This is a genomic window from Pseudomonas thermotolerans DSM 14292 (assembly GCF_000364625.1).
GTDB lineage: Bacteria > Pseudomonadota > Gammaproteobacteria > Pseudomonadales > Pseudomonadaceae > Aquipseudomonas > Aquipseudomonas thermotolerans.
Genome location: NZ_KB822610.1, coordinates 39,823 through 55,359, shown reverse-complemented (window position 1 = coordinate 55,359; position 15,537 = coordinate 39,823). Strand labels below are relative to the sequence as shown.

Below are 15,537 nucleotides of genomic sequence, written 5' to 3'. Positions count from 1 at the left end.
AGAGACAGCGCCGAGGACAACACATGGCCATCAGGATCGATAAGAAAATCACCGGCTTCGAGGTGGTCGACTTGGCCGCCGAGCGTGAGCGCCAGGCCGCCGAGGAGGCCGCCTCCGTCGTCCAGCTGGACGAGACCCTGCAGCGTCCGGAAACCCTGGTCGGGGTCACCTACAAGATCAAGTCACCGCTGTTCGAGCACGCGCTCTACGTGACCATCAACGACATCATCCTCAACCCCGGCACCCCCCACGAGGTGCGCCGGCCCTTCGAGATCTTCATCAATTCCAAGGGCATGGAGCACTTCCAGTGGATCGTCGCGCTGACCCGCATCATGTCCGCGGTGTTCCGCAAGGGGGGCGACTGTACCTTCCTGGTCGAGGAGCTCAAGGCGGTATTCGACCCGCGCGGCGGCTACCTGAAGCGCGGCGGCATCTATATGCCGTCCATCGTCGCCGAGATCGGCGAGGTGCTGGAGCGCCACCTGATCGCCATCGGCCTGATGCAGGGCCAGCAGCTCGACGAGGAGCAGCGCCTCTACCTGGCCGAGAAGCGCGCCGCCTACGAGGCCCAGCTCGGCGTCAACAAGGCCGAGCCGGGCGACGGCTTCCCGCCCGGCGCGCAGCTGTGCGGCAAGTGCAACACCCAGGCGGTGGTGAAGATGGATGGCTGCGCCACCTGCCTGAACTGCGGCTACTCCAAGTGCGGCTGAGCTAGTTCAGACGCACCGCCAGGCGCGCCACGTGGGCGCCCTGGAAGCGTGCCAGGGCCAGCTCCTTGTCCGTCGGTGTGCGCGCACCGTCCGGGCCGGCCAGGGTCGCCGCGCCGTAGGGCGAGCCGCCGCGCACCTCGCCGATGTCGGAGAGTTCGGCGGCGCTGTAGGGCAGGCCGACGATCAGCATGCCGTGGTGCGCCAGGGTGTGCCAGAACGAGGTGATGGTGGTCTCGTTGCCGCCGCCGGTGCCGGTGGAGGTGAACACGCTGCCCAGCTTGCCGACCAACGCGCCCTTCACCCACAGCCCGCCGGTCTGGTCGAGAAAGTTGCGCATCTGCGCGCTCATGTTGCCGAAGCGGGTCGGCGTGCCGAACAGGATGGCGTCGTAGTCGGCCAGCTCCTGCGGGGTGGCCAGCGGCGCGGCTTGGTCGAGCTTGGCGCCGGCCTGGCGGGCGATGTCCGCGGGCATGGTTTCCGGCACCCGCTTGAGGGCCACCTCCACCCCGGGCACGCCGCGCGCGCCTTCGGCCACAACCTCGGCCATGCGTTCGATGTGGCCGTACATCGAATAGTAGAGCACCAGGATCTTCTTCATCGCGGGGACCTTCGAAACTGTCGGTTGGATGCTTCAGCCTAGACCCGTCTGGCGCCGCCTGCGCGACGCCGGCGCCCTGGGCCGCTATCATCGCCGCACACGCAAGACGGGGGATCCGAGATGCTCAATGGCCTGTGGCTGGGCTTTTTCATGGTCGCCGGCATCGCCGCGCTGGGCGCCTGGCTGGTGGGGGGCGACGCGGCGGTGTTCGCGCGAATGGTGGAGAGCCTGTTCGCCATGGCCAAGCTGTCGGTGGAGGTGATGATCCTCCTGTTCGGCACCATGACCCTGTGGCTGGGCTTCCTGCGCATCGCCGAGCGCGCCGGGCTGGTGGACGCCCTGGGGCGCGCCCTCGGTCCGCTGTTCGCCCGGCTGATGCCCGAGGTGCCGCGCGGCCATCCGGCGCTCGGCTTCATCACGCTGAACTGCGCGGCCAACGGCCTGGGCCTGGACAACGCCGCCACGCCGATCGGCCTGAAGGCCATGAAGGCCCTCCAGGAGCTCAACCCCAGCCGCGACACGGCGAGCAACGCACAGATCCTCTTTCTGGTGCTCAACGCCTCCTCGCTGACCCTGCTGCCGGTGTCGATCTTCATGTACCGCGCCCAGCAGGGCGCCGAGGACCCGACCCTGGTGTTCCTGCCGATCCTCCTCGCCACCAGTGCCTCGACCCTGGCCGGCCTGCTCAGCGTGGCGCTGGTCCAGCGCCTGCGCCTCTGGGACCCGGTGGTGCTTGCCTACCTGCTGCCGGGCGCCCTGCTGCTCGGCGGCTTCATGGCTTTCCTCGCCACCCTGAGCGCCAGCGCCCTGGCCGCGCTGTCCTCGCTGCTCGGCAACCTGACCCTGTTCGGCCTGATCCTGGTGTTCCTGCTTGCCGGGGCGCTGAAGCGGGTGAAGGTCTACGAATGCTTCGTGGAGGGCGCCAGGGAGGGCTTCGAGGTGGCCAGGAACCTGCTGCCCTACCTGGTCGCCATGCTCTGCGCGATCGGCGTGCTGCGCGCCTCCGGGGCCCTGGAGTTCGCCCTCGACGGCATCCGTCACCTGGTCGCCTGGGTCGGCTGGGACACCCGCTTCGTCGAGGCGCTGCCCACCGCGCTGGTCAAGCCGTTCTCCGGCAGCGCGGCGCGCGCCATGCTCATCGAGACCATGCAGACCCACGGGGTGGACAGCTTCCCGGCGCTGATCGCGGCGACCATCCAGGGCAGCACCGAGACCACCTTCTACGTGCTCGCCGTGTACTTCGGCGCGGTGGGCATCCAGCGTGCCCGTCACGCGGTGGGCTGCGCCCTGCTCGCCGACCTGGCCGGGGTGCTGGCGGCGATCGGCGTCTGCTACTGGTTCTTCGCCTGAGCCGGCTGGCCGGCGCCGTCTACCACTCTGAAGCGCAGCACGCCGATCAGTTGATCGTTCTCCGTGATCACCCGCACCTGCCAGTCGCCGACCGGCTGCGGCGGGAAGTTGCGCTTGTGGGTCCAGGCCCGGTAGCCGGCCTTGCGCCCGCCGTGGATGTCCAGGGCGATGCGGTCCACTTCCCGGCCGTTGTGCCGCCAGACGTGGTAGATGCGCTCGGCCAGGCCGCGCGGCGCGCTGATCGCGGTGTAGGCGTAGAGGCCCTCGGCGCGCAGGCGGCCGACCTCGATCTCGCTCAACGGCTCGCCGGGGGCGCGCTGGCGGTTGTCCACCCGATGGGTCACCGCCACCTCGGTCAGCCACAGGCTGGCCGGCGGCACCCAGGAGCGCAGCAGCCAGCCGGCGCCGCCCAGGGCCAGGGTCAAGGCGATCAGCGCCAGGCCGCGCCACCAGCGCTGTACCGGGAAGGTGGTCAGCAGGCTGGGGAAGGACAGCAGCACGGCGGTGCCCAGGGCCAGCTTGTAGCTTTCCGCGGTGGTCAGCTGGAAGATCACCGGCAGGGCGGTGAGCATCACGGCGAACAGGGTCAGGGTGTGCAGCGCTAGGTACAACCAGCGGCGCGGCACCAGGCCGCGGAAGTACAGGGGGTCGATGATCGACACCAGGGCGCCGAGGCCGAGCAGCCCGGTGAACAGTGCCTGGCCGCTGTTCCAGGTGGTGGTGAAGAAGAAGAACGGCAGGACGAAGAACAGGCTTTCCTGGTGGATCAGCTGGGTGCCGTAGCTGATCAGCGGCTGGGGGATCCTGCGGCCGATCAGGCGGGTCAGCACCCGGGTGAACAGGCCCTCGAGGACCAGCCACAGCCAGCTGACCAGCATGATGACCGCCATCACCATGGCCGAGCGCGACTGACGGTCGACCAGCACGAAGCTGGCCACTCCGGAGATGAAGCCGAACGCCGCCACCACGCCGGGATAGCGTTGCAGCAGGGCGATCAGACGGGCGATGTAGGCTTTCCAGCGCGGCGGGATCATGATGGGGATGGGTTTCCGGCAGGTGCGCAGCATACTGCCCGGGGCGGACGGGTAAAAGCGCGGCGCGACGGATGCTGTCGCGTTCCGCCATGCCGGCTGGCCGCCGCTGCCACTGCCGATGGCACCGCCGGCCACTAGGCTGGTGAACTACAACAAGAAGACCGAGCCTTGCGCGATGAACTACGACGAAAGCCATCAACAGATTCTCGGGCTGGTCCTGGCGCTGATGATCTTCGGGGTTTCCCTGGAGCTGCGTCTGCGCCAGTTCGCCAGCATTCTGCGCCGTCCGCAGCCGGTGCTCGCCGGCATGCTCGGGCAGTGCCTGATCCTGCCCTGGGCGACCCTGGCGGTGACCCTGCTGGTCGACCTGCATCCCGGCCTGGAGCTGGGCCTGCTGCTGGTCGCCTGCTGTCCCGGCGGCAACCTGTCCAACGTGATGACCCATCTGGCGCGCGGCAACGTGGCGCTGTCGATGAGCATGACCGCGCTGTCCAGCCTGCTGGCCCTGGTCCTTTTGCCGATCAACTTCACCCTGACCGGCTCCCTCAACCCGGAGGCCTCGGCCTACCTGGCCGGGCGCCTCGATGCTCTGGAGATGGATGCGCGGAGCATCCTGGTCAGCCTGGTGTTTCTCCTCGGCCTGCCGCTGCTGCTCGGCATGCTGGTGGGCAACCTGGCGCCGCGTTTCGCCGAGCGCATCATGCCCTGGTTCAAGCGCTTCGCCCTGCTGGCCTTCGCGGTCTTCGTGATCGCTGCGGTGGCCGGCAACTGGCAGCTGTTCGCCGAGAACCTCGGCCTGGTGCTGTTCATCGTGGTCCTGCACAACCTGAGCGCCATCGTTCTCGGCTGGCTGATGGCGAAGCTGGCCCGCCAGGCGGGCGCCAACCTGCGCGCAATGGTCATCGAGATCAGCATGCACAACTCCGGGCTCGGTCTCGGGTTGATCTTCGCCCAGTTCGGCGGTGAGCCGAACATGGCCCTGGTAGCCGCCTTCTGGGGCACCTGGCACATGGTCAGCGGCGCTCTGCTGGTGCTGTTTTGGCGCAACCGGCCGCTGCCGGCCGCGGAGGAGGGCCTGCCATGCGCGTCCTGATCACCGGCGCTGCCGGCTTCATCGGCCAGCAGGTGCTTGCCGACCTGACCGTCTACCACCCGGAATGGTCGCTGATCGCCAGCGACATCCGGCCCCTTGGCCAGCAGTGGCTGAAGCCCAACGTCGAGGCGCTGACCCTGGACATCGCCGACGCCGCCGCCGTGCGCGACTGCGTGGCGCGCTGGCGGCCGCAGGCCATCGTCCACCTCGCCTCGGTGGTCACCCCGCCGCCGGGGATGAGCGAGGCGCGCCTGCACGCCATCGACGTGGGCGGCACCCGGGCGCTGCTCGAGGCGGCCATCGAATACGAGGTGGACCAGCTGGTGGTGACCAGCTCCGGGGCCGCCTACGGCTACTACCCGGAGAACGCCGAGTGGATCGACGAAAGCCATCCGCTGCGCGGCCATGCCCAGTTCGCCTATGCCAAGCACAAGCGGGAGGTGGAGATCCTCCTCGCCGAGGCTCGCGAGCGCCATCCGTGGCTGCGCCAGCTGGTGCTGCGCCCGGGCACCATCCTCGGCAAGCGGGTCGACAACCAGATCACCGCGCTGTTCCGCAAGCGCGCGGTGATGGGGGTGAAGGGCAGCGACAGCCGCTTCGTGTTCATCTGGGACCAGGACGTGGTGAACATCATCCGCCTGGGCCTGGAGCGCGCTGCCGAGGGTATCTACAACCTGGCCGGGGACGGCGCCCTGAGCCTCAGGGAGATCGCCGAGATCCTCGGCAAGCCCTACCGGCCGCTGCCGCCGGGGCTGATCCGCGGCGTGCTGGGCCTGCTCAAGCCCCTCGGCCTGACCCAGTACGGTCCCGAGCAGCTGGACTTCCTGCGCTACCGGCCGGTACTCGCCAACCGCCGGCTCAAGGAGGAGTTCGGCTACCAGCCGCGCTACAGCAGTCGTGAGGCCTTCCTGGCCTTCCTCGCCGCCCAGGGCATCGAGGCGCGCGGCTAGGCGCTCAGGACCCGTCGGTGGGCGCCGCCCGGCCGGCCTGGGCGGCGTAGCGGGCGCGGTATTCGCCGGGGGTCAGCCCGGTCCAGTGGCGGAAAGCGCGGAAGAACACGCTGGGTTCCGAATAGCCGAGCAGTACGGCGATCTCCGCGGCCGGCAGGCGGCCGTCGCGCAGATGGCGCTCAGCGAGCTGCCGGCGGGTGTCGTTGAGCAGCTGCTGGTAGCTGCTGCCCTCCTCGGCCAGGCGCCGCTGCAGGGTGCGCTCGCTGAGATGCAGGGTGCGCGCCAGCTCGGCGCGGTTCGGCTCGCCATGGGCCAGTTGGGCGCCGAGCAGGGTCACCACCCGGGCCACCAGGCTCTCGCTGGGCAGCCGGGCGAGCAACGCCTCGGCGTGCTGGCGGAGCAGCTGCTGCAGCGGCGGGTTGGCCTGGATCAGGCTGGCGTCGCGCAACGCGGCGGGCAGCACCAGGGCGTAGTCGGCGGCGCAGAAGCGCAGCTCGCAGGCGAACAGCTCGCGGTAGGCGGCCTGCTCGGCCGGCGCCGGGTGGCCGAACTCGGCGCGCAGCAGGCGGAAGTCGTCGAGCAGCGGGGCCATCATCCGCACCCAGAAGCTCATCAGCGCCAGCACCCGGGTACGGGTCGCCGGCCGCCCGGGGTGCAGCGGCCGGTAAATCAGGCGCAGTGCCTCGGCATCCTCCTCCAGGCACAGCTCGCCGCCCTCGCCCACCAGGCGCTGGTAGCGCAGCCCGGCGGCCAGGGCCTCGCTCAGGGTCGGGCTGCTCTGCAGCAGGTAGCCGAGCACGCTGAACGGCCCCGGCGCCAGGTGCTGGCCAAGGGCGAGGCCCGGTTCGGGGTGATCGATGCGCTCGCCGAGTAGCTCCCAGAGGCGTTCCTGGATGGCGAAGGGCACCCGCGCGTCGGGGTCGGCCAGCTGGCTTTCCTCCAGGCCGATGGCGGCCAGCAGGGCGCCGCGTTCCAGGCCGAGGCGCTGGGCGGCATGCAGCACCGCCTGGGTGACGCTGGCGCCGACGGAGGCGTGGGGACTGTCGATGAGGCTCATGCGGGGGATTCTGCCCAAGGCGCTGTGCCGGCGTCCAACTTCCGCTCAGGGCGAGGAAGATCGCTGCCCTTCCTCCTCGCTGCCGGTAGCCAGGGCGCCGCTGTCGCGGCCCTCCAGCACCAGGTAGGCGCTGCTGCAGAACAGCGAGTTGAGGCGGCGCATGTCGGCGATCAGCTCCAGGTGCAGGGAGCTGGTCTCCAGGCTCTGCAGGTTGCGCTGGTGCAGGCGCCCGACGTGGGCATGGGCCAGGCGCCGCTCCTGGGCGCGGAAGCGGCGCTTCTCGCGGAGCAGCTGGCGGGCGCTCTCCTCGTCGCCGTAGACGAACACCGCCATGCCCAGGTGCAGGTTGGCCAGCAGACGGGCGTGCAGCTCGCTGAGCTCCTCCAGGCCGTGGTCCGAGAAAGGCTGGCGCTGGCCGGTCTTGGGATCCTGGATCTTGCCGAGCATGGTCTCGATCAGGTCGCCGGCCTGCTCCAGGTTGAGGGCCAGTTCGAGGATCTCCGCCCAGCGCCGGCGCTCCCGGGGGCTCAGGCTCTCCTCGTCGATGCGCGCCAGGTATAGCTTGACCGCGCTGTACAGGCTGTCCACGTCGTCGTCCAGGCGGCGTAGCTCGCGGCTGGCCTCCGGGCGGGTATCGCGCAGCACCTCGAGCAGGTGCTGCAGCATGGTCTCGATCAGGTCGCCGAGGCGCAGGGTCTCGCGCACCGCGTTGGCCAGCGCCAGACCGGGGGTCTGCAGGGCCGCCGGGTCCAGGTAGCGCGGGCGCATCACCCCGTCGTCCTGGGGACGGTCCGGCAGCAGGCGCTTGCAGAGGCGCGCCATCCAGCCCACGCTGGGCAGCAGCAGTAGGCAGCGCAGGCTGTTGTAGAGCAGGTGGAAGAGGATCACCAGGCCCTGGGGGCTGAGCGCCAGGCTGTCCAGCCAGTTCGCCAGAGGCTCCAGCGCCGGGATGATCAGCAGCAGGCCGAGCAGCTTGTAGAGCAGGCTGCCGATGGCCACCCGCCGGCCGGCCGGGCTCTGCAGGCTGGCGCTGAGCAGCGCGGTCAGCCCGCTGCCGATGTTGGCGCCGACCACCAGACCGATGGCCACCGGCAGGCTGATCAGCTTGGCCCCGGCCAGGGTCGCGGTGAGCAGCACGGCGGCCAGGCTGGAATAGGAGATCACCGCGAACAGCGCGCCGACCATGGCGTCGAGCAGCAGGTCGCCGGTCAGCGAGGCGAACAGCACGCGGATGCCCTGGGCCTGGGTGATCGGCTGGGCGGCGGCAACGATCAGTTCCAGGGCGAGGAGGATCAGGCCCAGGCCGATGGCCACCCGGCCGAGCTGCCCGGCGCGGGTCTGCTTGCGCGACAGGAAGAAGATCACCCCGAAGAAGATCAACAGCGGCGACAGCCAGTGCAGGTCGAGGGTCAGCACCCGGGCCATCAGCGCGGTGCCGACGTCGGCGCCGAGCATGATGGCCAGGGCCGGGGCAAGGCCCATCAGGCCCTGGGCGACGAAGGAGGTGACCAGCAGGGCGGTGGCATTGCTGCTCTGCACCAGGGCGGTGACCCCGATGCCGGCGAGGAAGGCCAGCGGCCGGCGGCGCATGTTGCGGCCGAGCAGGGTGCGCAGCTGGCTGCCGAAGACCCGCAGGATGCCGGTGCGGACGATATGCGTGCCCCACACCAGCAGGGCCACGGCGGAGAGCAGATTGAGCAGGGTCAGCATGGTGCGGCTTTCCCCCTTCAGCCGGCGGTTACAGGAATGCCTGACAGCAACGGGCACCTCCTGCCTAGCTTTACCGAGAAGGTGCCGAAAAAGCCAGCTTAGGCCGTATTGCCCGGTCGCGGCGGCTCCATCGGTGCGTGGCGAACTGCTACCCTAGCGGCCAATCTCTGGCTGGCGACACCTTGCGATGCTCTCCCTCTACCACGCCCCCGACCTGGAAACCCTCGGCGAGCTGGCCGCCACCCTGCTCGCTCAGCCGCAGCGCGACCCGCTGGCCCCGGCGCGGGTGGTGGTGCCCAGCCACGGCATGGGCCGCTGGCTGACCCTCGAGCTGGCGCGCCGGCAGGGCATCGCCATGCACCTGGAGCTGCAGCTGCCCTCGGCCTTCGTCTGGCAGCTCAGCCGCCAGGTGCTCGGCGAGCTGCCGGAGCAGTCCGCCTTCGCCCCGGCGACCCTCGCCTGGCGCCTCTACGACTGGCTCTGCGAACCGGCCAACCTGGCCCGCGCGCCGCGCCTGGCGCGTTACCTGGAGGGCGGCGACGAGCGCCGCCGGCTGAGTCTGGCGACGCGCATCGCCGACGTCTTCGACCAGTACCTGCTGTACCGCGATGACTGGCTGGCCGCCTGGGAGCGCGGCGAGCGCTGCGATCTCGGCCCGGACGAGGACTGGCAGGCGCTGCTCTGGGCCGAGCTGACCCGTGACGGCCACCCGCACCGCGCCCGCCTGCTCGACGACCTGCTGCGCCGCCTGTACGCCGCCGAGCCCCTGGCCGGCCTGCCCGAGCGCCTGCTGGTGTTCGGCATCAGCAGCCTGCCGCCGCACCACCTGCGGGTGCTCGCCGGCCTGGCGCGGCACACCGAGGTGGTGCTGTTCGCCCTCAACCCCTGCCGCGAGGCCTGGGGGGAGATCCGCGACCTGGCCGAGCTGGCCCGCCAGCCGGCCCTAGACCCCGACGACTGGTACCTGGACGTCGGCCACCCGCTGCTCGCCAGCCTCGGCAAGCAGGGCCGCGACTTCTTCGACAGCCTGTTCGCCACCCTCTTCGCCGAGCAGGGCCAGGAAGTGGGCATCTACCCAGGCGACGCCGAGCTGCGCGACGACAGCCTGCTGCACGCCCTGCAGCAGGACATCCTGCGCCTGCGCACCCGGCGTCCCGAGGAACGCCTGGAACTGCGCGACGACGACCGCTCCCTGGAGCTGCACATCGCCCACTCCCCGCTGCGCGAGGTGGAGATCCTCCACGACCAACTGCTCGCCCGCTTCGCCGCCGACCCCGGGCTGAGCCCCGACCAGGTGGTGGTGCTGACCCCAGACATCGAGCGCTACGCGCCCTTCATCGAGGCGGTGTTCGCCCCCCGCGAGGGCGTGCCGCGGATTCCCTACAGCCTCGCCGACCGCAGCCGGCGCGCCGAGGAACCACTGCTGGAGGCCTTCATCGAGCTGCTCGGGCTGCCGGAAAGCCGCTTCGCCGCCGAGGAGATACTCGCCTGGCTGGAACAGCCGGCGATCGCCCGGCGCGCCGGCATCGAGCGCGAGGAGCTGCCGCTGCTGCGCGACTGGCTGCGCGATGCCGGGGTGCGCTGGGGCCGCGACGCCGCACACCGCGCCAGCCTGGGCCTGCCGGCGGAGGACTCGTTCACCTGGCGCGAGGGCCTCGACCGCCTGCTGTTGGGCTTCGCCGCGCCGCCGCAGCTGGCCGGCGACGCCCCGCCACTGCTCGGCGAACACTGGCCGCTGGATGCTCTGGAAGGCGCCCGTGGCCAGCTGCTCGGCCGCCTGGCGGCCTTCGTCGACCAGCTCGGGGCCTTCGCCGAACGCCTGCAGCGCCCGCGCCCGCTGGCCGAGTGGGCCGACGCGCTGCAGCAGCTGATCGACGCCCTGTTCGACGAGAGCGAGGCCGGCGAGCCCCTGCTGCTGCTCAGCCAGGCCTGCGCGGCGCTGCGCGAGCAGGCCCGCGACGCCGGCATCCAGCGCCCGGTGGAGCTGGCCCTGGTGCGCCAGCAGCTCGGCGCCCTGCTGGATGCCGGTGGGGGGGCCAGCGGCTTCCTCACCGGCGCGGTGACCTTCTGCACCATGGTGCCGATGCGCAGCCTGCCGTTCCGCCTGGTCTGCCTGCTCGGCCTCGACGACGGCGCCCTGCCCCGCCGCACCCCGGCCGCCGGCTTCGACCTGATCGCCCAGCACCCGCGGCGCGGCGACCGCGCGCGGCGCCTGGACGACCGCTACCTGCTGCTGGAGACCCTGCTGTCCGCCCGTGACGCCCTGTACCTCAGCTACGTCGGCCGCGACCCGCGGGACAACGCCGAGCTGCCGCCCTCGGTGCTGGTCAGCGAGCTGCTCGAGGCGGTGGACGTCACCGCGCGAGTTCCCGGCGACGACCAGGCCCGGGCCAGTGCGCGGATCTGCTTCACCCACCCGCTGCAGCCCTTCGCCCCCGGCAACTTCGCCGGCGACCGCCTGGCCGGCTTCGCCGCGCCCTGGTTCCGCGCCGCACGGCGCCTCGCCGAGCCGCCCGCCGCCGCGCCCGCGCCCTTCGCCACGCTGCTGCCGGAGCCGGAGGACGCCGACTGGCTGCGCATCGAGCCGGCCGATCTGCTGGCCTGCTTCCGCCACCCGGCGCGCTTCCTTCTCGAGCGGCGCCTCGGCCTGCGCCTCGCCGAGCCGGAGGAAGCCCTTGCCGGCGACGAACCCTTCGCCCTCGAGCGGCCCGCCTACCGCGGCCTGCGCCAGCTCGCCCTGCAGGCCGTGGAGCACGGCTGGAGCGAGGACGACGAACGGCGGGTGGCGCGCGCCGCCGGCTGGCTGCCCAGCGGCGAGCTGGGCCAGGCGCTGTGGGGCAGATTGCGCGGCCCGGTGCGCGCCTTCGCCCCGCGGCTGTTCGAACTGCGACCGGCCACCGCGCCGCAGCCGCTGGCGGTGGATATCGAACTGGCCGGGGTGCACATCCACGGCTGGCTGGACGGGGTCACCGCCGAGGGCCTGTTCGAGTGGCGGCTGAACCGCCCGGCGGCCTGGGACCTGCCCGGCTTCTGGCTGCGCCACCTGCTGCTCAACCTGGCCGCCGGCGAAGGCATCGCCCGCCACAGCCTGCTGATCTCCCCGGACGGCGATTGGCAGCTGGGCCCGCTCCATGACGCCGCGGCGCTCCTCGAACCCTGGCTGCGCGCTTACCGCCAGGCGCTTTGCGAGCCGCTGCCGTTCCTGGTGCGCAGCAGCTACGAGTTCGCCCGCGCCAGGTGCACGCCCAGCGCGCGCAGCCGCAAGGATCCCCTGGAGGCCGGCCGCGCCGCGGCGCGCGTCGCCTGGCTGGGCGGCGAGTTCAGCCCGCTGCCCGGCGAATCCCAGGACCCCTGGTACGCCCTCGCCTTCCGCGACCGCGAGCCGCTCGACGAGCGCTTCGAAGCCCTCGCCGAGGAACTGCTCGGCCCGCCGCTGCAGGCCCTGGCCGCGGAGGACGACGCATGAGCCTCGACCTGCAGACCTCGCCGTTCGACGGCCGCAGCCTGATCGAGGCGAGCGCCGGCACCGGCAAGACCTGGACGCTCACCGCGCTCTACACGCGCCTGCTGCTGGAGCGCCAGCTGAGCGTCGGACAGATCCTGGTGGTCACCTACACCACCGCGGCCACCGCCGAGCTGCGCGAACGCATCCGCAGCCGCCTGGCCGAGCTGCTGGCGATCTACGAAGGATCGCCCAGCACCGACCCCTTCCTCGTCGCGCTGCACGCCCGGCATCCCGACGACGCAGCGCGCCGCCGACTGCTGCTGGCGGTGCACGGCTTCGACGAGGCGGCCATCTTCACCATCCACGGCTTCTGCCAGCGCGCCCTGCAGGACGCTGCCTTCGAGGCCGGCGGCGACTTCGACAACGAGCTGGTGCAGGACGACCGCGAGTTGCTCGACGCCCTGCTCGCCGACGCCTGGCGCCACGAGCTGGCCAGCGCCGAGCCGGCCTGGGCGCGCTACCTGGCGCAGCGCAGGATCACCCCGGCCTGGCTGCGCGAACGGCTGCGCAGCCACCTCGGCAAGCCCTACCTGCGCGTCGAGCCCCAGGCGCAGGCGCACGGCGACGAGCTGGCCGCCGCCGAGGCCGCCTGGCAGCAGGCCGCGGCGCTCTGGCAGCGCGACGGCGCCGCCTGGCTGGCCGAGCTGCAGGCCCACGGCGGGCTCAGCCAGAGCACCCACAAGCAGGCCAAACTGGCGCCCTGGGCGGCCGGCCTGGACGCCTACTTCGCCGACCCGGCGGCGCTCTTCCAGGCCCCGGAAGGCCTCGCCAAGCTGGGCGCGGCGGCTCTCGCCAAGGCGACGAAAAAGGGCGCCACGCCGCCCGCGCACCCCCTCGCCGAGGCCTTCGACCGCCTGCGCGAGGCCCTGGAGGCCGCCGCCCCGGCCGGCGAGCGGCGGCTGATCGCCCTGCAGGTGCGCCTGCTCGCCCAGCTCGACCGTGAACTGCCGGCGCGCAAGGCGGCGCAGCGCCTGCTGGCCTTCGACGATCTGCTCAACCGCCTCGATCAGGCCCTGCAGGGGCCGGCCGGCGCCGAGCTGGCGGCGGCCCTGCGCGCCCGCTACCCGCTGGCGCTGATCGACGAGTTCCAGGACACCGACCCGATCCAGTTCGCCATCTTCGACCGCATCTACCCGTCCCAGGCTCCGGAGGCCGCGCTCTGCTTCGTCGGCGATCCCAAGCAGGCCATCTACGCCTTCCGCGGCGCCGACCTGGCCACCTACCTGAACGCCCGGGACAGCGCGGCGCGGCGCTACGACCTGCCGAACAACTACCGCTCCACCGCCGAGCTGATCGCCGCCCTCAACCGGCTGTTCGCCCGCCCGCAGCCGTTCGCCGTGGCCGGCCTCGACTACCCGCCGGTGAACGCCGGGGCCAAGGCCCGCGACCGCCTGGTGCTGCCCGACGCACTGGCCGGCGCGCCGCTCGGCCTGGTCTGGCTGGGCGACGAGCCGCTCAACAAGCAACAGGCCGGTGAACGCGCGGCCCTCGACTGCGCCCGGCGCATCGCCGCCCTGCTCGCCGCCAGCGCCCGCGGTGACGCCTACTTCGACACCGACAAAGGGCGCCGGCCGCTCAAGGGCGGTGACATCGCCGTGCTGGTCGCCAACCACCGCCAGGCCGCGGAGATCGCCGAGCAGCTCGCCGCACGCGGGGTGCCCAGCGTGCGCCGCGGCAACCAGAGCGTCTGGCACAGCGAGGAGGCCGGCGAACTCGCCGCGGTGCTCGCCGCCTACGCCGAGCCGGGCCGCGAGGGGGTGTTGCGCTACGCCCTGGCCACCCGCCTGCTCGGCCGAGACGCCGCCCGGCTGGCGCGCTGCCAGGACGACGAGCGGGAATGGGACCGCGAGCGCGAGGATGCCGAGCTGTACCACCAGCTCTGGCAGCAGCATGGCTTCATGCGCGCCTTCCGCGTCTGGCTGGACCGCGAGCAGGTGGCCGAGCGCCTGCTCGCCCTGCCCGACGGCGAGCGGCGCCTCACCAACCTGCTGCACCTGGCCGAGCTGCTCCAGGCGGAAAGCCTCCGCCGCCCCGGCCTGGAACCGCTGCTCGCCTGGCTGAACGCCCAGCGCGCCAGCGAGGGGGCCGGCGAGGACGCCCTGCTGCGCCTGGAAAGCGATGCCGAGCGGGTGCAGATCGTCACCATCCACACCTCCAAGGGCCTGGAATACCCGCTGGTGTTCTGCCCCTACCTGTGGGACGGCCGCCTGCTCGGTGCGCATACCGACAGCGCGCGCTGCCACGACGAGGCCGGCCGGCCGCTGCTCGACCTGGGCAGCGCGGAGCTGGACGAGCGCTTGCAGCGCGCCCGCCACGAGGTGTTCGCCGAGAAGCTGCGTCTCGCCTACGTGGCCCTGACCCGGGCCCGCGACCGCCTGTGGCTGCACTGGGGCCCGGTGGCCCTGCCGGCGGTCAGGAAGGACGGCAGCCTCCCCGACGAGGGCCTGCACAGCAGCGCCCTGGCCTGGCTGCTGCACGGCCGCGAGCTGCCGGGGCACGAGCCGCTCGGCGAGCTCGCCGGGCATCTGGTCGGCCGCGACGGTGCGGCCCTGCGCGCCGAGCTGGACGAACTGGTGGCCGGCTGCGCGCACCTGCAGCGCCTCGAGCCGCTGGCGGAGGAAGCCAGCGCCGGCGGCGAGCAGCGCGCCGAGGCGCCGCGCCAGCTGGCGGTGCTCGATCGCCCGCTGAGCAGCGCCTGGCGGGTCGGCAGCTTCTCCGGCCTGGCCGCCGGCCGGCACATGGAGGCCCCGGACCGCGACGCCCTCGCGCTGCCCAGCGCCAGCGAGCCCGGCACGGGGATCTTCGCCTTCCCCCGCGGCGCCCGCGCCGGCACCTGCCTGCACGCCATCCTCGAGGACTGGGCGCGGGGCAAGGGCGAGCTGGACGCGCTGGTGACCAGCCAACTGAGCGCCCACGGCCTGGACGCCGGGCTCTGGGGCACCACGGTCAGCGAGCACCTGCGCCGCGTGCTGGACTGTCCGCTGGACGGCCAAAGCCTGCGCCTGGCCACCCTCGACCCGTTGCGCCGCCTGCCCGAGCTGGGCTTCACCTTCCCGGTGGCCGGGCTGGACGTGACGCGCCTGCGGAGGATCCTCTGCGACCCCGCCCACGGCCTGGCCGCGCCACTGCGCGAGGCCGCCGCGCGTCTGGAGTTCGAATCGCTCAAGGGCTTCCTCAAGGGCTTCATCGACCTGACCTTCGAGCACCGGGGGCGCTGGTACATCGCCGACTACAAGTCCAACTGGCTGGGCCCGGACGCCAGCCACTACGGCGCCGAGCGCCTGCTCCAGGCCTTGGCCGGCGAGCACTACTACCTGCAGTACCTGATCTACCTGGTGGCCCTGCGCCGCTTCCTGCGTCAGCGCCTGGCGGACTTCCGCGACGAGCAGTTGGGCGGCGCCTGGTACCTGTTCCTGCGCGGCATGCCGGAGGCCGGGGTGTACTTCGCCCGCCCGGCGGACAGCCTGCTGGAGGCGCTGGATCAGCTGTTCGCCGGGGAGGTGGAGGGATGATCGTCCGCCCCTGCCCCG

At 72.1% G+C, this 15,537-nt stretch carries 10 protein-coding genes; 6 read left to right on the top strand and 4 right to left on the bottom strand.

The features are described from left to right. The first annotated feature begins 23 nt into the window (after window positions 1-23). Entirely contained in the window at window positions 24-710 is a 687-nt protein-coding gene (locus tag H165_RS0110645; RefSeq protein WP_017938923.1) for a TSCPD domain-containing protein, read from the top strand. Between the two features lies 1 nt (window position 711). Here the strand turns inward: H165_RS0110645 and wrbA are convergent, their stop codons facing one another. Continuing rightward, window positions 712-1,308, bottom strand: coding sequence for an NAD(P)H:quinone oxidoreductase (gene wrbA / locus H165_RS0110640; protein WP_017938922.1), 597 nt, complete (start codon window positions 1,306-1,308; stop codon window positions 712-714). 120 nt (window positions 1,309-1,428) lie between these two features. Here wrbA and H165_RS0110635 point away from each other — a divergent pair, with 120 nt between their 5' ends. Continuing rightward, window positions 1,429-2,658: a nucleoside recognition domain-containing protein gene (locus tag H165_RS0110635; RefSeq protein WP_017938921.1), complete on the top strand. Its 1,230-nt coding sequence runs from the start codon at window positions 1,429-1,431 to the stop codon at window positions 2,656-2,658. Here the strand turns inward: H165_RS0110635 and H165_RS0110630 are convergent. Continuing rightward, entirely contained in the window at window positions 2,640-3,692 is a 1,053-nt protein-coding gene (locus H165_RS0110630) for a DUF5924 family protein (protein ID WP_017938920.1), read from the bottom strand. The two genes, H165_RS0110635 and H165_RS0110630, sit on opposite strands and share 19 nt — an antisense overlap. A gap of 175 nt (window positions 3,693-3,867) precedes the next feature. Here H165_RS0110630 and H165_RS0110625 point away from each other — a divergent pair, with 175 nt between their 5' ends. Together H165_RS0110625 and H165_RS0110620 are read left to right on the top strand one after the other, a co-directional pair. Then, window positions 3,868-4,785, top strand: coding sequence for a bile acid:sodium symporter family protein (locus H165_RS0110625; protein WP_017938919.1), 918 nt, complete (start codon window positions 3,868-3,870; stop codon window positions 4,783-4,785). After that, window positions 4,773-5,735 (top strand): SDR family oxidoreductase, encoded by a 963-nt coding sequence (locus H165_RS0110620; protein ID WP_017938918.1) that lies wholly within the window; start codon window positions 4,773-4,775, stop codon window positions 5,733-5,735. The genes H165_RS0110625 and H165_RS0110620 overlap by 13 nt, the downstream gene beginning before the upstream one ends. Before the next feature lie 4 nt (window positions 5,736-5,739). On the opposite strand, the gene H165_RS0110615 is transcribed toward H165_RS0110620, so the two are convergent. After that, window positions 5,740-6,792 (bottom strand): AraC family transcriptional regulator, encoded by a 1,053-nt coding sequence (locus tag H165_RS0110615; RefSeq protein ID WP_017938917.1) that lies wholly within the window; start codon window positions 6,790-6,792, stop codon window positions 5,740-5,742. A 45-nt stretch (window positions 6,793-6,837) separates the two neighbouring features. Beyond that, complete coding sequence (locus tag H165_RS0110610; protein ID WP_017938916.1) at window positions 6,838-8,502, bottom strand: Na/Pi cotransporter family protein; 1,665 nt, start codon at window positions 8,500-8,502, stop codon at window positions 6,838-6,840. A 187-nt stretch (window positions 8,503-8,689) separates the two neighbouring features. On the opposite strand from H165_RS0110610, the gene recC reads away from it, so the two are divergent. Together recC and recB are read left to right on the top strand one after the other, a co-directional pair. Then, window positions 8,690-11,968 carry an exodeoxyribonuclease V subunit gamma gene (recC, locus tag H165_RS0110605; RefSeq protein WP_017938915.1) on the top strand — a complete coding sequence of 1,093 codons (3,279 nt, stop codon included), beginning with the start codon at window positions 8,690-8,692 and terminating at the stop codon, window positions 11,966-11,968. After that, window positions 11,965-15,519: an exodeoxyribonuclease V subunit beta gene (gene recB / locus H165_RS0110600; RefSeq protein ID WP_017938914.1), complete on the top strand. Its 3,555-nt coding sequence runs from the start codon at window positions 11,965-11,967 to the stop codon at window positions 15,517-15,519. Before recC ends, recB begins: the two co-directional genes overlap by 4 nt. Window positions 15,520-15,537 lie beyond the last annotated feature (18 nt).